Origin of the sequence: Bradyrhizobium pachyrhizi, from assembly GCF_029714545.1 — a bacterium.
In the GTDB taxonomy this organism is placed as follows: domain Bacteria; phylum Pseudomonadota; class Alphaproteobacteria; order Rhizobiales; family Xanthobacteraceae; genus Bradyrhizobium; species Bradyrhizobium pachyrhizi.
Window position 1 is genome coordinate 8,449,013 of sequence record NZ_CP121667.1, and the last position, 15,781, is coordinate 8,464,793.

Genomic DNA, 15,781 nt, shown 5'->3' on the forward strand with positions numbered 1-15,781 from the left:
GAGCCGCTTTGCTTCGCGGGCTGCGCATCATCTCTCGAGCGCACGGGCGTCCGGCCCGAGGCCGAGCGCGCCGACATTTCTGTCGGTTGCTGATCTGTGAACGATGTTGCGTCAAGGTCAGCGCGTCGCCGTTGCTGAGCTTGTCGCGCTATCGATGAACGCAACCGGCGTCCCCTTCGCGACACCGGCCGCGACGCGCTGCGCGTCCCAGTTGGTGAGCCGGACGCAGCCGTGGGACTCCGCCTTGGAGACCTTGCCGGGATCGGGGGTGCCGTGAATGCCATAGCCTTCTCCCGAGAGGTTGATCCAGACCACACCGACCGGGTTGTTCGGACCGGGCCTGATCGTGAACGGCGTCTTCGATCTGACGCCCTTGAACGCGTATTTTGGATTGTAGCGATAGGTCGGGCTCTTGTTGATCGCCGTCACCTTGAGCGTTCCGCTCGGCGTCGGCTTATCCGCGCTGCCGACCGTCGCAGGATAGAAGCCGAGCAGCTTGCCTGCTGCATCGAACGTGCTGAGCGCCTGCCGCGTCTTGTCAACCTCAACGCGCGCGACCGACGGCGGCTTCCCGGGGTCGTCGACATTGGCAACGGAAATGGTCTCGCCGGCCTTGTCGAACTTCTGCCCCGGATTGAGCGCCTGAAGCAGCGCCTCGCTCATGTGGAATTTTTCCGCGAGCGCTTCACGCGGACTGGTGTAGCCCAGCGCCGGCAGGCTCTTCATGCTCTCCATCCTCGCGGGGATCCTCTTCGCGAACGGCCCCTTCACGTCGGCATCGGCGATCGTGTAGCTGACGATCGCAGGCCCGTCGCTGGCGGCTGTGAGCCCGCTCCAGAGCTCCGGCGTCACCGCCTTGTCGAAGGACAATCCATTGGCGTCGGCAAACGCCCGGAGCGCCTTCTGCGCGTTGTCGCCCAGCTTGCCGTCGATCTCGCCGGGAGAAAAATGCGCGCGGTCGAGCAGGATCTCGAGCCTGGCAACGAAGGCGTTGAGCTGACGACGGTCCGGCAACTTCGCCGGCGGCGCCGCCACGTCGTTGATCGCGGCCGCATCAAGACCCGCGGCCACCGCCGGCGCGGCCGACACAAGCAAAAGTGCAATGGCAAAGCGCGCAACGGAAAACGGTCGGAACATCGTGCATCCCAACGTGGCTACCTTCCGTAAAGCTACGGAAAGCGTCGAAGTTCCAATGCGAACAGCGGCGAAGTTCCGCGGCGGAACAGCTGATTTCGCGGCTTCGCCGCAATCGACCCGCTAAAAAGTCGTGATCCGAAGTGCATTTGCGCGCAACTCACATCACAATTCAGGTCTCACGAAGCAAATGCGATTTGTCATCGCGGCGCTTGCCGCGTTTCTTGTCTTGATGCTCGACTTCGATCGTTCGTCCGGCTCGATCAATGCCTCAACCCAAGCCCCGACATTCTCGCGCGACGCGACATCCGACGCCGTTCCGTTTGCCGCACGCTTTATCGAAAGCGCCGATGCCAGCGAGGCGCCCGCTGCGACGGACGCGGACAAGACGCCCGCGCCTGCGGCGCAGCCGAGCGATGCCGCGGCCGAGCCGCAGCTGTCCGCGATCGACAAATTCTGCCACAGCCTGAAGGACGCGGCGCAGGCGAGCGAAATCCCCGTGGCGTTCTTTGCGCGCCTGATCTGGCAGGAGAGCCGCTTTCGCGCGAACGAGATCAGCCATGCCGGTGCGCAGGGCGTCGCGCAGTTCATGCCGGAGACGGCGGCCGAAGTCGGGCTCGACGATCCCTTCGATCCGTTGCAGGCGTTGCCCGCATCCGCAGGACTGCTGCGCAAGCTGCGCGACGATTTTGGCAATCTCGGTCTGGCGGCGGCCGCCTACAATGCCGGCAGCGGCCGCGTCCAGAAATGGCTCACCAGGCAGAGCGAGCTGCCGCGCGAGACCCGTGACTATGTCCGGATCATCACCGGCACCAACGCGGAGGACTGGATCGAGCGTGCCGACACGCTCGCCATCCGCATCGACTTGCCGAGCGAAGCGCCGTGCGAAGGCATAGGCGGCCTCTCGAAGGCGAAGGATGTCGCCTTCGTTGCGGCGTCGCCGGCGTCCGCGGTGACGACGATCATCCGCAAGGCCGAGGCCGCGCGAGAGGCGGCAAGGTCGGTCGCCGGCCGCGCGCGCAAGCGGCTCGCGCTGCTGCTCAGAAAGAGCTCGCCGGGCGCGGCCCGGCTTGGCAAGGCGCGCCGGACCGTCGTCGCCGCCTGGGCAAAGCCGGCGAAGGGCCGGGCCGTTCACGTCGCCTCGCGCGCTCGTTCGTCGAGCTGAGGCCGCGTCACGACGCGTGCACCGCCGCAAGTGCGGGCCGGCCACATTTCCGCTCAGGAAACTGAGCGCACTGGTGTATGTTGCCGGTCGTTTTCAGATCGGATTGCTTGCAATTCATTTCCCAGTGGGCGTTGTCATGACGTTGATCGATGGTTTGGGTTACCTGGCTTCTGCACTTGTGTTGCTGACGTTCTGCATGAGCACGATGTTGAGCCTGCGCGCTGTCGCGATATTCAGCAATTTGGCATTCATCAGCTATGGATTGGGCGACCGGATCTACCCGGTGCTCATCCTGCATATCATTCTGCTGCCTCTGAACGTGGTGTTGCTGTTCCAGATGGTTCGGCTGCTTCGGAAAGCGAAGCGTGCCGCAGCGACGGACCTTTCTCCGAATTGGCTGCAACCGTTCATGCAACCGAAGCATCTCAAGGCGGGAGAAACGATCTTCCGGAAGGGCGACGACGCCGACCTGTTGTACATGGTCGTATCGGGCGAGGTCAGGTTTCCCGAGATCGATCGCGGGGTATCTGCGGGTGAACTGTTCGGCGAGATCGGGCTGTTTTCGCTCGAGCGCCGCCGCACGCAAACCGCTCAAGCTGCGACCGATGTGGAGCTGCTCTGGATCAGCGACGGCGCGCTGAGGAAGCTGTGCGAGCGCAACCCGGGACTGTCGCTGTATTTCCTGCGCCTGACGGCGACGAGGATGACGGAAAACGCAGCGCGCGCAATCGCGGTCGGCGCGGCGGCGCCCAGTCCGGCGTAGAGCGCGCCGCCTCGTTTGCCGGCGTTACGGCGCGGACGACGCCGTAAGGCTCGGCAGCGGCGCAAACTGCATCTCTGCAACGGCCGAGCCGGCATATGCACTGGCGATCAGGATCATGACTCGAATGGCGACGAACATGGTGCCTCCTCAGTCTTTGTTGTTGGCCTTTCAATGCCAGAGACTTCTTTCCCGCCGGTGAGGAAAGCTGGTTGCCGCAACCTTGAAGGCATTGGTAAGCGGGCCGTTTACGCAAGCCCGTTCATGAGTTGGGAACCGTATCGGCCGATCGGCCTCGGCGCTAAACGCGCGGTTCACCGTCACCGGGCATTGTTCGCCTCAATCAAGAAGGCGCAAGCACAATGCCGATTTTCAGGGCGATCCTTGTTGTCGTATCGATTTTTCTTGCCGGTTTGTACGTCTACGACAGCTGCCACAATGATGGGCTCGCAATGCCGGTTTCGGTAAACGAAATCCTTGCACGGCGCTGGCCGGAACCGGACGCGTTTCGTCCGACGGCGGCCCCGGTGTCCGCGGCCGCCGGCACCGTGACGCCGGCCGCGCGCGTTAGGGAAACGTTTGCGATGTTCATCCCCAGGGATGCGCGACGCCATCCGATGCAGCGCAGCCTTTAGCGGCCTCGAGTCAGCCCAGCGATGCGCCGGCCTTGGCGCGGCTTATTCCGAGCGTCACGATGCGCTGCAAGAGATCCGGATAGTCCAGCCCGTCATGCCCGGCGGCCGTCGCGAACTCCTGGCTCTTGGCGATTTCGGGGTTGGGATTGGCCTCGATGAAATAGGGAACGCCATTGGTCGACAGGCGGAAGTCGATGCGCGCATAGCCATCGAGCCCCAGGGTCCGGTAGATGCGCTTCGCCAGCCGTTGAATATGGGCGGATAGTTCCGGCGTGAGATCCTCGGCCGGGCCGTCGACGATCCCGACGCGTTCCTGATAGCTGGTATCGTGCTTGACCTTTTCGGTGGCGATCTGGCGCGCAGCGGGGCCACCCATGCTGCCGAATTTCAGTTCCCACACCGGCAGCACCCGCAGCCGGTTGTTGCCGAGCACACCGACATAGAGCTCGCGTCCCTCGATGAACTGCTCGGCGATCGCGGCCGTTCCGATCCGCTCATGGATGAAGGCGACGCGCTCGGCGAGCTTCTCGTCGGTATCGACGATCGACGCCTGCGAGATACCGAGCGATCCGTCGCTGCTCAGACTCTTGACGATCAGCGGCAGCTCGAGACGCGGCGGCCGCTTGACCTTGCGGCGCATCGGAAACACCGCGAAGGCCGGCACCGGAATCCGGCGATGGTGCACCAGCGTCTTGGACAGATCCTTGCCGCGTGCCAGGATCAGGCCGCGCGGATTGCACCCGGTATAGGCGATCTTCATCAGCTCGAGATAGCTCGCGATGTGCTGGTCGTACACGACGTCGTAGTGAAACTCCTCCAGCAGCGTGAACACGACGTGCGGCTTGAAGCCCTCGATCTCGTCGCGCACCGGCTTGATTTCCTCCTGCACGCCGAGCGGACGAACCTCATGGCCGGCCGCGCGCAGGGTGCTCACGACGTCGTATTCCGTCTTCCACTCGTTGATCTCCCGCGCGCTGTATCCATCGCTGGAGTCGGGCGGCACACAGTCCGGGTGCATCAGCACCAGAATGCGAAGCTGTTTCATAGCGCGATCCATTTCCGGCGCGACGGGCCGAACAGCGCGTGCATGGTCTTGGCGGTCAGCAGAATGGTGAAGTTTGTCACGAGCTTCTGCTCGGGGCCGACGGCACGCAGATTGAGTTCGCGGCAGCGCGAGATCATGTCGTCAAGCACGGCATCGAGCGTCAACTGGTTCTCGCCCGTCCACCGCGCCACCAGCTGCCTGATCTGGGCGCGGTGCCGCCTGATGAAGGCCGCGGCCGGCGGACGCCGATAATGCCGCGGATCGGCGGAGAACAGCTTAGAAAGATCGCGGTCGTAGGTCTTCGGCGGCGTGAAAGCGTAGAATGCCTGCTTCTTCCGGTAGTGCTCGGCGAGCGTTTGCTTGAGCGTATGCAGCGGATCGACCCGTTCGCGCGTCGCGAGCTGCGGCCGCTTGCCGGCGATCTCGCCCATCAGCTCGTCGACATATTCTAGCTTCTTCAGCGCGGGCCAGCCGGCATAGCGGGTCCGCCAGTTCGAGCGCGGCCGCAGCCACACCGCGAAGGTCTCGGCGAAGTCCTCGTCCGGATGGCTCTGCGCGTACCAGAGCCGAAGGTGCTGGACATAATTGCGGCTGGCCGGATTGGGCCGGTAGTAGCGCGGGTAGTGCTGCGACGACGGACCGAACAGCTGCTGCCAGCGCCGGCGGCGCTGCAGCTGGTAGCCGTGCTGCACGGCGTGCCCCGCCTCGTGGCGGAGAATGGCCATGCACTCGGACCACGAAGCGCCCTCGACGTCGAGCATCATCTTCTTCTCGAGCTTCATCAGGCGGGGATGGGCGAGGTAGAACGGGATCGCGATGCCGGGCACATCCGCCGGGCTGAACCATTCGCTCGAGATCCATGTATGCGGCCGCAACCGGATGCCGCGCTCCTCGAGCTCCTCATAGAGCGTATTCACACAATCGGCGAGCCAAGTGCCCTCGACGGCAACCCTCAGACGGTTGAGCGGTTGCGCGAGCAACTGCTCGTCCGTCAGCTTCTCCCAGGCAAATTTGCGGCGCGGCATAAGCTTCCAAAGTCTAAAACAAATCGGACTCTGGATGGTGTCATAGGTTGCCGCCGGCAACAACCGCCGGGCCTTCGCGGCGGGCCCCGGCCAATGCCGGCGTCGGGCCGGCCCGAGCGCCGGCCATGGACGGTGGACGGCGCGGCGAGCCCGATTCGCCGGCTCAAGGCGCCCGCTCATCTTGCATCCTAAGGTTTGACCCAGCGTTGCACGGCCGCGGCGGTATCGGCCGGCCTGGTGTTGAAGCAGATCGCGGCATGGGGGGCGAGCCGGTGCACCAGATTGAGGATCGTCTCGAACAGCAAGAGCCGCTCCGGCGGCTCGCGCAGCCCGGCACCAATCACGACGCAGTCGTAGCGGCGCGCGTTGAGGGCCGCCGCCGTCACGGCTTCCGCGGTATCGCCGAGGTCGATCAGGCAGCTCTCGACGTCGTAGCCGAGCGTCCGCAGGCCTTCGATCTGCGCGCCGAGATAGCTGCGCACCAGTTCGGGCGTGAACTGCGGCATGACGGACAGATCGACGAAGGTCGGGTCGAGGCCGATCGCCAGCACGGATGGCTTTGTCATGGTGGCAGTTCCCGGTCCAAAAGAATTCGTCCGAGCATGCCGCAGGTTTGAGTCGAAATCGCGGACACGACGACCCGCAGCAACCTTGTAGCCCGGGTGAGCGACGCGACACCCGGGGTCGCCCTTCGCAAAGACCCGCATGTCGCTTCGCTCATGCGGGCTACGTGGTCTCGCTCCGTCGAAATCGCGGAGCCGTCAGCGGCAGCCATGATCCTGCGCGGCACGCGCGGCGATCGCGGCGCGCCGCTTGAGGAACTCACGCTCGCGCGAATTGCCGGCCAGCGCGGCGGCGGCCTCGAACGCAGCATGCGCCTCCGCGAAACGGCTCAGCTTATGCAGCAGATCGCCGCGCACGCTCGGCAGCAGATGATAGGATTTCAGCGCCGGCTCACCCGCGAGACCGTCGACGATCGCGAGCGCGGCGAGCGGCCCCTCGGCCATGCCGATCGCAACCGCGCGGTTGAGCTCGATCACGGGAGAATCCAAGAGCGCGGCGAGGTCGCCGTACAGCGCGGCGATGCGGTGCCAGTCGGTCGCATCAGGCGTGCCGGCCTCGGCGTGGCAGGCGGCGATCGCGGCCTGCAGCACATAGAAGCCGCCGGCGCCGCCGAGCTCGCGGACCCGCGCCAGCGCGAGCTGCCCGCGGCGGATCTGCAGGCGATCCCACCGCGCGCGGTTCTGGTCCATCAGCAGGATCGGCTCGCCGGACGCATCGGTACGTGCCGCCATCCGCGAGGCGTTGAACTCCATCAGCGCCAGCAGCCCGTGCGCCTCCGGCTCCGATGGCGCGATCGAGGTCAGCGCGCGGCCCATGCGCAGCGCCTCGTTGCAGAGCTGCGGCCGCAGCCATTCGTCGCCGCTTGCCGCGGTATAACCCTCGTTGAAGATGAGGTAGACGACCTCGAGCACGGAGGCGAGCCGCTCGGACAGTTCCTCGCCGCGCGGCGTCTCGTAGGCAAGGCCTGACTCCGACAATGTGCGCTTGGCGCGCACGATGCGCTGGGCAATGGTCGCCTCCGCCTGCAGGAAGGCGCGCGCGATCTCCTCGGTGGTGAGGCCGCAGATCATCCTGAGCGCCAGCGCGGCGCGCGCCTCCCGCGACAGGCGCGGATGGCAGGCGGTGAAGATCAGCCGCAGCAATTCGTCGCCGATATCGTCGTCGAGCGCGGAATCGAAGTCGGGCATGGTCTCCTGCTCCCGCGCCATGTCGTGCGCGATCACGCCGTGCTTCTCGGCCAGCATGCGGTTGCGGCGCAGATGATCGAGCGCGCGGCGCTTGGCGGTCGCCATCAGCCAGGCACCGGGCTTTTCCGGCACGCCATCGGCCGGCCAATGCTCGAGCGCGGCGACCAGCGCTTCCTGGGTCAGGTCCTCGGCGAGTGGCACATCACGCAGCATCCGCGACAGGCTGGTGATCAGCCGCGGCTGCTCGATGCGCCACACACCGAGGATGGTGCGCTTGACGTCGTCGACCGTCATGGCGGCCACCGGCATCCGGCTGAGGAGGCCGTCAGCACTCCATGAAGGGGCGAACCTCGCATGACAATTCCCAGTCCGGCATGTGGTCGAGATGAAGCTGCATGAACTCGACGCCGCGCGCCACCGCCTCCTCCTTGTCCTTCAGCTCGAAGATGGCGTAGCCGCCGACTACCTCCTTGGCTTCCATGAAGGGACCGTCGGTGACGGTGAGCTTGCGATCCTTGATCCGCACCTCCGCGCCCGCCGTGCGCGGCAGCAGCGCGCCGGTATCGAGCATCCGGCCGGCCGCGATCTCGCGTTCGGCCAGCTTCCGGATCGCCTCCCTCAACGCGGGATTCGGCAGCATCGGCTTCTCGGCCACCAGGACATACATGAAGCGCATCGCTTGTCCTCCGCTTACGCACCGCACTGGCCGGCGAAACCTGCAAAGGCGCGAACCTCGCAGGTGCCTTCCCAGCCCGGCATGTGAACCTTGTGCAGCTGCATGAACTCGACCGCGAGCGCGATCGCTTCCTCCTTGCTGTGGACGTCCGAGATCGCGTAGCCGCCGATCACTTCCTTGGCCTCGACGAAGGGACCGTCGACCACGCTGAGCTCGCCGCCGACCAGGCGGACCTGCGCGCCGGTGGCGAGCGGCATCAGGCCGGCATTGTCGATCATGCGGCCGGCCTTGATCTCGCGGTCGGCGAGCTTGTGCATGGCCTCCAGCAGCTCCGGGGTCGGCTGCTGCGGCGGCTGGGACGAGGTAACGATCGACATAAAGCGCATGAATTGCTCCTGTTTCAGGCAAGCCGCGGGACGGTCGCGGTGAAAAATCGGCTCGCTATGGAGGACGACGATCCGGGGCGGCCCGGATCGACAGGGGCAAGGGAATTATTTTGGAGCTGTGAGGGTGCAGATCGAAAGCCGAGACGGCTCCACCCCGATCGTCGTCCCTGCGAAAGCTAGGGACCCATAACCACAGGGGTGAGTTGCCGAAACGAGCTGTGGCCACAGCGTTGCAACCAACCTGCATGGTGGCTATGGGTCCCTGCTTTCGCAGGGGCGACAGCGGTTTTGTGGCCCGGCCAACGGACCCGCCACGTCGCTCCGGATATGTGTGAGCAGCGACCTACTGCTCCCGCAGCATGATCAGCGGGTCGGCGCTGTCGGGGACGCGGCGCCACTGGGCGTTGTCGTCGGCCTCGAACTGCCAGGTCTGGCCCTTGGCCGACATCAGGATCATCTGGCCGTGATCGAGCCGCCACATGGTCGGGTTGAAGGCCGCGACCGCGGGATCGCATTTGCCTTTCAGGAACACCTGGAAATTGTCGTTGCCGGCGTCGGTGTTGGTCAGCACCAGCGTGCAGATCGCCTGGCCGTTGCCGCGGACCATCGACCAGTCGCCGATCATCTGGTCCATCGATTTGGCGAGCGAGCGCGCCGCGGCAAGGTTTTGCAGGATGTAGACGCCCTCATTGGTGCGCATCCCTTCGAAGATGCCGGTCTCGACTTCGGTGAAATCGATCACGGTCTCGCCGGCGGCATTGTGCAGCCGCACGATGTCGCCGAGGCCCTTGATGCTCCAGCCGGTGATGTCCTTGGTGAAGGGCAGCGCGGCCGCGCAGGCGGGCTCGAGCTCGAGCTTGAAGCCTTGCGGCGCCGTATCGCCCTTCAGCGTCACGACGCAGGTCTTGCTGCGCTCGGTGGTGGCGAGCTCCCACTGCCCGATCATGTCCTTCTTCAACGTCGTGACGTCCTGCGCCGCCACCGGACCGCACGCGGCCAGCAGCAGACACAGCACGGCGTTGAGGCGGGACAACGACATCAGCGATTGTTGACAGGCGTTTCGGCAACCGGCGTCAGCGGCGGCTTGCCGGCGAACCAGTTCTTGATGTTGTCGACCACGAGCTGGTCCATCGCGTTGCGCGTGACCACCGAGGCCGAACCGATATGCGGCAGCAGCACGACGTTCTGCATCGCCTTCAATTCGTCGGGCACGTTCGGCTCGGCCGCGAACACGTCGAGACCTGCAGCCAGGATGGTGCCGGACTTCAGCGCCGCGACCAGCGCCGGCTCGTCGACCACCGAGCCGCGCGCGACATTGATCAGCACACCGCGCGGGCCGAGCGCCTTCAAGACGTCGGCATTGATCATCTTCGCGGTCGAGGCGCCGCCCGGCACGATGACGATCAAGGTGTCGACCGCCTTCGCCATCTCGATCAGATCGGGATAGTGCTTGTAGGAGACGTCCTTGGACGGATTGCGCGAGTGATAGGACACCGGCACCCGCGACGCATCCAGCCGGCGCCCGATCGCCTGGCCGATCCGGCCCATGCCGACGATGCCGATCTTGCGGTCGCGCAGCGAGCCGACGCTGAGCGGATAATTCTGGGTCTGCCACAGCCCGGAGCGCACATAGCGGTCGGCCTTGACGAATTCGCGCAACGTCGCGATCAACAGGCCCATCGCGACGTCGGCGACCTCCTCGGTCAGCACGTCGGGCGTATTGGTGACCACGATATTGTGATCGCGCGCATAGGCGGAATCGACGTGGTCGTAGCCGACGCCGAAGCTGCCGACGATCTCGAGCTTCGGAAACATCGCCAGCGCGGTCTTGTCGGTCGCCATCGTGTGGTAGGTGACAGCGATGCCGCGGATCTTGGCCATCGTATCGGGCGTCAGCCGCTCGAGGTCGCCGCGGCTCTCCGCGCGGTGCAGCACGTATTGATCGGGAAAGCCGCTTTCGAGGATTGGCCGGATCGGTCCATAGATCAACAGATCGATCTTTTCGGAAGAAATCGGGGCCATCAACTGTCCTTTCCTAACGCGCTTTCATGCCAACGTCGCAGCAACAGGTGCGAAACTAGCGCCAGCAACCCATAAATGACAATCCCGGCCAGCGATAGCAGCAGAAGTGCCGCGAACATGCGGGGAATATTCAGCCGGTAGCCTGATTCAGCGATCCGGAAGGCGAGGCCCGAGCCGGCGCCGGCGCTGCCCGCCGCGATCTCCGCCACCACGGCGCCGATCAGCGACAGCCCGCCGGCGATGCGCAGACCGCCGAGGATATAGGGCAGCGCCGCGGGCAGCTTCAGGAACAGCAGCGTCTGCAGCTGTGAGGCGCCATAAAGTTGAAACAATCCGGCGAGGTTGCGATCCACCGAATTGAGGCCGAGCGTCGTGTTCGACAGCACCGGAAAGAACGCCACGATCCAGGCGCAGACGATCACCGCGGTCTGCTGCTGCAGATAGATCAGGAGCAGCGGCGCGATCGCGATGACTGGCGTGACCTGCAGCACCACCGCATAGGGAAACAGCGAATACTCCAGCCATTTCGACTGATTGAACAATAGCGCCAGCACGATGCCGCCGATGGCCGCGGCAACGAAGCCTTCGAGCGTGGTCAGCAGCGTGACGCCGAGCGATTGCGACAGCACCGGCCAGTCCGCAACCAGTGTCTTCAGCACCAACAGCGGGCTCGGCAGCACATAGGGCTGGATGCCATAGCCGCGGACGATGGCTTCCCAGAGCACGAGGCCAGCGGCAAACACCGCGACCGGAAGCAGAAAACGGACGAGGTCTTGCGGAGACTTCATGCGCCCGCCTGCCCCGCATAGGATGGCGCCAGTGCATTGGAGACCTCGCGGCAGAACGCGGCATATTCAGCCGAGGTGCGGAACTCCTCACCGCGCGGTTCCGGCGAGCTGATGCGAAACTCCGCGCCGATCCGGCCCGGGCGGGCGGTCATCACGATCACGCGCTGCGACAGATAGACCGACTCGAACACCGAGTGCGTCACGAAGATGACGGTCTTGTGCAGGGTGCGCCACAGCGACAGCAGGTCGTTGTTGAGGCGAAACCGCGTGATCTCGTCGAGCGCCGCGAACGGCTCGTCCATCAGAAGGACATCCGGATCGGTAACCAGCGCGCGCGCCAGCGACACCCGCATCTTCATGCCGCCGGACAGTTCGCGCGGATAGGCGTCGGCAAACTCCGCAAGCCCGACCTGATCCAGCGCCGCATCGATGCGGGCGTCGGCGTCGGTCGCAGGCAGCCGGGCGAGCTTCAGCGGCAGGCGGACATTGTCGCGCACGGTAGCCCACGGCATCAGGGTCGGCTCCTGAAATACGAAGCCGATGCGGTGGCTGCCGCGCTGCTCCGCGCCATGATGCGAGACCTCGACCGTGCCGGCGTTTGGCGTGGCGAGACCTGCAATGAGCCGCAGCGCAGTGGACTTGCCGCAACCGGAGGGCCCGAGCAGCGAGACGAACTCGCCTCGCCGCACATCGAGGTCGAGCGGCCCGAGCGCCCTCACGCCACTGTCATAGGTCTTGCTGACGCCGCGCAGGCGCACGGCCGACGCTGCATCAGATCCAGACAACGCAGGTCCCGCCATCGCCCGTCCGCACCCGTCAGTTCTTCGGCCGGAGCTCGGCGCCGACCGCCTTGTTGACGAAGCGCAGCGTGTAGCCCTGGCGATAGTCGATGGCGCTCTTGACCACGCCGGCCCGCACCATCTTGTCGAAGAAGCTCGCCATCCGCTCGTCGGTCATGGCGCCGATGCCGTTCTTGATGGAATCGCCGGAATCGACGATGCCGTGCTCGCGCATCTTGGCGACGCAATAGGCGAGCAGCTCGTCGTTCATGTCGGGATTGAGCTTCTTGATCATCGCATTGCCGGCCGAGTTGTCGCCGTAGACGTAGTGGTACCAGCCGACGATCGAGGCATCGACGAAGCGCTGCACGAGGTCGGGCTTCTTGTCGACCAGGTCGCGGCGGGTCTCGATCAGCGTCGAGTAGGAGTTGAAGCCGTAATCGGCGAGCAGCAGCACGTTCGGCTTGAAGCCAGCGGCTTTCTCGACCGCGAACGGCTCCGAGGTGACGTAGCCCTGCATCGCGGTCTGCTTGTTCACGATGAAGGGCTGCGGGTTGAAGGTATAGGGCTTCACCTTGTTCTCGTCGAAACCGTATTCGGACTTCAGCCACTGGAAGTAGCTGGTAATGCCCTCCTTCGAGATCAAAAGCGTCAGCGGCTTGAGATCCTCGATCTTCGTGGCCTTGACCTCGGGATGGGTCAGGAAAACCTGGGGGTCCTTCTGGAACATGGCGGCGACGGCGACCAGCGGCACATTGTTGGTGACGGCGTCGAAGGTCTGCAGCGAGTTCGCGCTCATGAAGAAGTCGAGCTTGCCCGCGATCAGCAGCATGCGGTTGTTCTCGTTGGGACCGCCCGGCACGATAGTGACGTCGAGGCCGTATTTCTTGTAGGTGCCGTCGGCGAGCGCCTGGAAGAACCCGCCATGCTCGCCCTCGGCGACCCAATTGGTGCCGAACGAGACCTTGTCCAAGGTCTTGTCCGAGCTCTGTGCCCGCGCCGGGGCAAGCGCCGCGGCAACGCAAAGCGTGGCGGTCAGAAGGCTTGTGGTTAACGCTCGCAGCAAAAAGGCCGGGATCATGGTTGGACTCCGTCGATCATTATGGCCCATGATGGAAGGCGGGAAGACGTGGACCGCGCCCGGAGACGCGAACCCGTTATGATGTTAAACAAACTAGCCTGCAAATCCATCCCGTGAAACGCTTGTATTGAAACGACCGGCTTGATGACTTCTCAGCTTCCGCCCCGCGACTGGACCGCCATCCACTGGCCCGATATCGCCAAGGATACGGCCGCGCGCTGGATCGCGGTGCTGCCGCTGGCCGCGACCGAGCAGCACGGGCCGCATCTGCCGCTCGGAACCGACGTCATGATCGGCGAGGCCTATCTTTCGCGGGTGCGAGAGTTGCTGCCGGCGACCACTCCCGCCACGTTCCTGCCGTTGCAGCCGGTCGGCATCTCAACCGAGCACATCGATTTTCCGGGTACCTTGACCTTGCCGACCAACGTGGCGCTGAAGAGCTGGATGGCGCTCGGCGAGAGCGTGGCGCGCGCAGGCGTCAGGAAGCTCGTGATCGTGACCAGCCATGGCGGCAATTCCGCCGCGATGCAGCTGGTGGCGCAGGATCTGCGCGCGCACCATCAGATGCTGGTGGTGACCACGAGCTGGTCGCGCTTCGGCGCGCCGGACGGACTGTTCGACGCCGGCGAATTGCGCCACGGCATCCATGGCGGCGCGGTCGAGACCTCGATCATGCTGGCGAAATATCCGCACGCCGTGCGCAAGGACGCGATCGCGGACTTCAAGCCGGCAAGCGTGCAGATCGAGAAGGATCACCGCTTTCTGTCGACGCAGCGGCCGGCGCCATTCGCCTGGCAGGCGCAGGACCTCAATCCGAGTGGTGCGATCGGCGATGCGACCCAGGCCTCGGCCGAGAAGGGTGACAAGCTGATCGAGCACGGCGCGCACGCGTTCTGCGAGCTGCTCGCCGACGTCGACAGGTTCGATCCCGGCGTGTTTCGCGGCCACTGACCGAGAGCGTTTTCGAGCGAAGCGGGTACCGGTTCGCGTGAAGAAAACGCGTCGGGATCAGAACTGCTTCGTCCGGGCAGACGCGACGAAACAATTCGCGAAACCATATTTCCACCCCGATCTTCGAACCGGAACCGGACAGCCTCCGTCCAACGGGCATGCGGACCACACCGGCGCCGCCCCACACAGGATGGAGTATTCCATGTCGATCAAGACCAAGTTCGCCGCCCTCGCCCTCACCGCGCTCGCCGTGACCGGCACCATCGCGTCCACGACGTCGCAGGCTGAAGCGAAGCCCTATGGCTGGGGCTGGGGCGTTGGCGCAGGTCTCGTCGGCGCCGCCGTCGTCGGCAGCGCGATCGCGGCCAGCGACGGCTATTACTACGGCGGCGGCTATCGGCGCTGCGGCTGGGTGCGCCAGTTCGACGCCTACGGCAACTACATCGGCCGCGTGCGCAGCTGCTACTACTGATCGACACAATTCCTGAGGTTGCGGATCCTGTGTTCGGCACGGGTCCTCATCCACCCCGTGTCGCAACCGACCCGTCCGGCCATCCCCCCGGGCGGGTCAATTCTTGAACACGTCCATCACAGATACTTCGCGACCAGCCTGAAATCACGCAGCACGGCGCGGCCCTTCGGCCCCGATGCCTTCAGCGTCTCCTCCAGGCTGTGACCGATGTGATCGTGGATCAGCGCCTTCTTGGCGCTCTCGATCGCGCTTTCCACCGCCTGCAATTGCTGGGCGATCTGCGCACAGGGCCGGCCCTGCTCGATCATCTCGACGATGGTGTCGAGATGGCCGTTGGCGCGCTTCAGGCGCCGGGCGATCGCAGCGTGTGGATGGTCGTCGGACATCTGGGTCTCCTATCCTCCCCGGAGGATAATCATGATCCTCCCCGGAGGATAGCGGAATCGGCTTGACAGGCCATTGTCGCGGGCGTAGTGCCCGATGACCGGAACGTTCGTTCCGCGCCGGGGGTTCTATCTCCGGAGGCAAGTCGATCCACGAGCCAGCACAGAAGGCACATGGGCAGTAGCAACTCAGGCGACAGTAGTCCGGCGATGCCGGGACTGGTGACGCCGCAACACAGCAAGACTGATCGCGCAGATCTCGCCTGCGTGGACGGGTGGTCGCGCCCAAGCTGACCACTGCTCCTCACCGGCCTGCCGCGACCAGCGGAAGTGGAGGTGAGCGATGTTCGAAAAGCTCGCAAAATTCCGGCAAGCAAGCCCGCGGCACGTTGTCGAGCCGCGGCGCATGCCACCGCCGGCTGCCATTCATTGCAATGACAACCTGCCGGGCTTTCGCCGCCTGGCGGGCCGCCGCCGGCGTCCAACCCCGGCCTGTCATTGGGTCCTGATCGACGGCCGCCTGGAATGCCGGTGGACCATCGACGACACCGGCGGCGATCTCGATCAGCAGCGACGCGCGGGCCAGCGTTTCGGCCCGCGCGCAACAGCCACACGCCACGCCGCGGCAAAGCCGCGGCTGTGCGCTTAGGCCGACCGTGAGGGCGGGCTTGATAACGACGGTGCTGCCGCTCCCTCTCCCCGTTCTTACGGGGAGGGTTGGGGTGAGG

At 65.0% G+C, this 15,781-nt stretch carries 19 protein-coding genes; 6 read left to right on the plus strand and 13 right to left on the minus strand.

Features of this window, described 5'->3' with window-relative positions:
* Window positions 1–117 precede the first annotated feature (117 nt).
* A complete protein-coding gene (locus QA639_RS39950; RefSeq protein WP_198400120.1) occupies window positions 118–1,137 on the minus strand; it encodes a L,D-transpeptidase family protein in 1,020 nt (339 codons plus the stop codon).
* A 187-nt stretch (window positions 1,138–1,324) separates the two neighbouring features.
* Here QA639_RS39950 and QA639_RS39955 point away from each other — a divergent pair, with 187 nt between their 5' ends.
* The 3 genes from QA639_RS39955 to QA639_RS39965 all read left to right on the plus strand — a co-directional run bounded on the left by QA639_RS39955 (window position 1,325) and on the right by QA639_RS39965 (window position 3,694).
* A complete protein-coding gene (locus QA639_RS39955) occupies window positions 1,325–2,299 on the plus strand; it encodes a lytic transglycosylase domain-containing protein (RefSeq protein ID WP_157342399.1) in 975 nt (324 codons plus the stop codon).
* A gap of 136 nt (window positions 2,300–2,435) precedes the next feature.
* Window positions 2,436–3,062 carry a Crp/Fnr family transcriptional regulator gene (locus QA639_RS39960; protein ID WP_157342401.1) on the plus strand — a complete coding sequence of 209 codons (627 nt, stop codon included), beginning with the start codon at window positions 2,436–2,438 and terminating at the stop codon, window positions 3,060–3,062.
* Window positions 3,063–3,421: 359 nt separating this feature from the next.
* Complete coding sequence (locus QA639_RS39965) at window positions 3,422–3,694, plus strand: hypothetical protein (RefSeq protein ID WP_157342403.1); 273 nt, start codon at window positions 3,422–3,424, stop codon at window positions 3,692–3,694.
* Between the two features lie 10 nt (window positions 3,695–3,704).
* Here the strand turns inward: QA639_RS39965 and QA639_RS39970 are convergent, their stop codons facing one another.
* From QA639_RS39970 to QA639_RS40020, 11 genes are all read right to left on the minus strand, one after another.
* Window positions 3,705–4,739: a D-alanine--D-alanine ligase family protein gene (locus QA639_RS39970; RefSeq protein ID WP_050382451.1), complete on the minus strand. Its 1,035-nt coding sequence runs from the start codon at window positions 4,737–4,739 to the stop codon at window positions 3,705–3,707.
* Complete coding sequence (locus QA639_RS39975) at window positions 4,736–5,764, minus strand: putative zinc-binding metallopeptidase (protein WP_028337591.1); 1,029 nt, start codon at window positions 5,762–5,764, stop codon at window positions 4,736–4,738. The genes QA639_RS39970 and QA639_RS39975 overlap by 4 nt, the downstream gene beginning before the upstream one ends.
* A 188-nt stretch (window positions 5,765–5,952) precedes the next feature.
* Window positions 5,953–6,330, minus strand: a complete 378-nt coding sequence (locus QA639_RS39980) for a hypothetical protein (RefSeq protein ID WP_050382449.1) — start codon at window positions 6,328–6,330, stop codon at window positions 5,953–5,955.
* Window positions 6,331–6,525: 195 nt separating this feature from the next.
* Entirely contained in the window at window positions 6,526–7,809 is a 1,284-nt protein-coding gene (locus tag QA639_RS39985) for an RNA polymerase sigma factor (RefSeq protein WP_283088784.1), read from the minus strand.
* A 31-nt stretch (window positions 7,810–7,840) separates the two neighbouring features.
* The gene (locus QA639_RS39990) at window positions 7,841–8,191 is read right to left on the minus strand and encodes a YciI family protein (protein WP_050382448.1); all 351 of its coding nucleotides are present in this window, start codon (window positions 8,189–8,191) and stop codon (window positions 7,841–7,843) included.
* Window positions 8,192–8,205: 14 nt separating this feature from the next.
* Window positions 8,206–8,577, minus strand: coding sequence for a YciI family protein (locus QA639_RS39995; protein ID WP_028337595.1), 372 nt, complete (start codon window positions 8,575–8,577; stop codon window positions 8,206–8,208).
* A 343-nt stretch (window positions 8,578–8,920) separates the two neighbouring features.
* Window positions 8,921–9,616, minus strand: a complete 696-nt coding sequence (locus tag QA639_RS40000) for an AprI/Inh family metalloprotease inhibitor (RefSeq protein WP_050382446.1) — start codon at window positions 9,614–9,616, stop codon at window positions 8,921–8,923.
* The gene (locus QA639_RS40005) at window positions 9,616–10,599 is read right to left on the minus strand and encodes a 2-hydroxyacid dehydrogenase (RefSeq protein ID WP_283088785.1); all 984 of its coding nucleotides are present in this window, start codon (window positions 10,597–10,599) and stop codon (window positions 9,616–9,618) included. Before QA639_RS40005 ends, QA639_RS40000 begins: the two co-directional genes overlap by 1 nt.
* Window positions 10,599–11,387, minus strand: a complete 789-nt coding sequence (locus QA639_RS40010; protein ID WP_028337598.1) for an ABC transporter permease — start codon at window positions 11,385–11,387, stop codon at window positions 10,599–10,601. Before QA639_RS40010 ends, QA639_RS40005 begins: the two co-directional genes overlap by 1 nt.
* Window positions 11,384–12,187 carry an ABC transporter ATP-binding protein gene (locus tag QA639_RS40015; protein ID WP_038377988.1) on the minus strand — a complete coding sequence of 268 codons (804 nt, stop codon included), beginning with the start codon at window positions 12,185–12,187 and terminating at the stop codon, window positions 11,384–11,386. The genes QA639_RS40010 and QA639_RS40015 overlap by 4 nt, the downstream gene beginning before the upstream one ends.
* A 16-nt stretch (window positions 12,188–12,203) precedes the next feature.
* Window positions 12,204–13,247 (minus strand): ABC transporter substrate-binding protein, encoded by a 1,044-nt coding sequence (locus QA639_RS40020; RefSeq protein ID WP_028337600.1) that lies wholly within the window; start codon window positions 13,245–13,247, stop codon window positions 12,204–12,206.
* Window positions 13,248–13,391: 144 nt separating this feature from the next.
* Between QA639_RS40020 and QA639_RS40025 the strand changes: the two genes are divergently transcribed.
* Window positions 13,392–14,198, plus strand: a complete 807-nt coding sequence (locus tag QA639_RS40025) for a creatininase family protein (RefSeq protein ID WP_157342409.1) — start codon at window positions 13,392–13,394, stop codon at window positions 14,196–14,198.
* Window positions 14,199–14,400: 202 nt separating this feature from the next.
* The gene (locus QA639_RS40030) at window positions 14,401–14,670 is read left to right on the plus strand and encodes a hypothetical protein (RefSeq protein ID WP_018269139.1); all 270 of its coding nucleotides are present in this window, start codon (window positions 14,401–14,403) and stop codon (window positions 14,668–14,670) included.
* Between the two features lie 116 nt (window positions 14,671–14,786).
* On the opposite strand, the gene QA639_RS40035 is transcribed toward QA639_RS40030, so the two are convergent.
* Complete coding sequence (locus QA639_RS40035; protein ID WP_016840607.1) at window positions 14,787–15,056, minus strand: metal-sensing transcriptional repressor; 270 nt, start codon at window positions 15,054–15,056, stop codon at window positions 14,787–14,789.
* A gap of 340 nt (window positions 15,057–15,396) precedes the next feature.
* Here QA639_RS40035 and QA639_RS40040 point away from each other — a divergent pair, with 340 nt between their 5' ends.
* Complete coding sequence (locus tag QA639_RS40040) at window positions 15,397–15,702, plus strand: hypothetical protein (RefSeq protein ID WP_028337602.1); 306 nt, start codon at window positions 15,397–15,399, stop codon at window positions 15,700–15,702.
* Window positions 15,703–15,781 lie beyond the last annotated feature (79 nt).

Coding starts and splice junctions, on each gene's coding strand:
- QA639_RS39985 (WP_283088784.1), bottom strand. CDS start 7,809: ATGACGGTCGACGACGTCAAGCGCACCATCCTCGGTGTGTGGCGCATC.
- QA639_RS39980 (WP_050382449.1), bottom strand. CDS start 6,330: ATGACAAAGCCATCCGTGCTGGCGATCGGCCTCGACCCGACCTTCGTC.
- QA639_RS39955 (WP_157342399.1), top strand. CDS start 1,325: ATGCGATTTGTCATCGCGGCGCTTGCCGCGTTTCTTGTCTTGATGCTC.
- QA639_RS40010 (WP_028337598.1), bottom strand. CDS start 11,387: ATGAAGTCTCCGCAAGACCTCGTCCGTTTTCTGCTTCCGGTCGCGGTG.
- QA639_RS39970 (WP_050382451.1), bottom strand. CDS start 4,739: ATGAAACAGCTTCGCATTCTGGTGCTGATGCACCCGGACTGTGTGCCG.
- QA639_RS40025 (WP_157342409.1), top strand. CDS start 13,392: ATGACTTCTCAGCTTCCGCCCCGCGACTGGACCGCCATCCACTGGCCC.
- QA639_RS39995 (WP_028337595.1), bottom strand. CDS start 8,577: ATGCGCTTTATGTCGATCGTTACCTCGTCCCAGCCGCCGCAGCAGCCG.
- QA639_RS39965 (WP_157342403.1), top strand. CDS start 3,422: ATGCCGATTTTCAGGGCGATCCTTGTTGTCGTATCGATTTTTCTTGCC.
- QA639_RS39990 (WP_050382448.1), bottom strand. CDS start 8,191: ATGCGCTTCATGTATGTCCTGGTGGCCGAGAAGCCGATGCTGCCGAAT.
- QA639_RS39960 (WP_157342401.1), top strand. CDS start 2,436: ATGACGTTGATCGATGGTTTGGGTTACCTGGCTTCTGCACTTGTGTTG.
- QA639_RS40005 (WP_283088785.1), bottom strand. CDS start 10,599: ATGGCCCCGATTTCTTCCGAAAAGATCGATCTGTTGATCTATGGACCG.
- QA639_RS40015 (WP_038377988.1), bottom strand. CDS start 12,187: ATGGCGGGACCTGCGTTGTCTGGATCTGATGCAGCGTCGGCCGTGCGC.
- QA639_RS39975 (WP_028337591.1), bottom strand. CDS start 5,764: ATGCCGCGCCGCAAATTTGCCTGGGAGAAGCTGACGGACGAGCAGTTG.
- QA639_RS39950 (WP_198400120.1), bottom strand. CDS start 1,137: ATGTTCCGACCGTTTTCCGTTGCGCGCTTTGCCATTGCACTTTTGCTT.
- QA639_RS40020 (WP_028337600.1), bottom strand. CDS start 13,247: ATGATCCCGGCCTTTTTGCTGCGAGCGTTAACCACAAGCCTTCTGACC.
- QA639_RS40040 (WP_028337602.1), top strand. CDS start 15,397: ATGTTCGAAAAGCTCGCAAAATTCCGGCAAGCAAGCCCGCGGCACGTT.
- QA639_RS40030 (WP_018269139.1), top strand. CDS start 14,401: ATGTCGATCAAGACCAAGTTCGCCGCCCTCGCCCTCACCGCGCTCGCC.
- QA639_RS40000 (WP_050382446.1), bottom strand. CDS start 9,616: ATGTCGTTGTCCCGCCTCAACGCCGTGCTGTGTCTGCTGCTGGCCGCG.
- QA639_RS40035 (WP_016840607.1), bottom strand. CDS start 15,056: ATGTCCGACGACCATCCACACGCTGCGATCGCCCGGCGCCTGAAGCGC.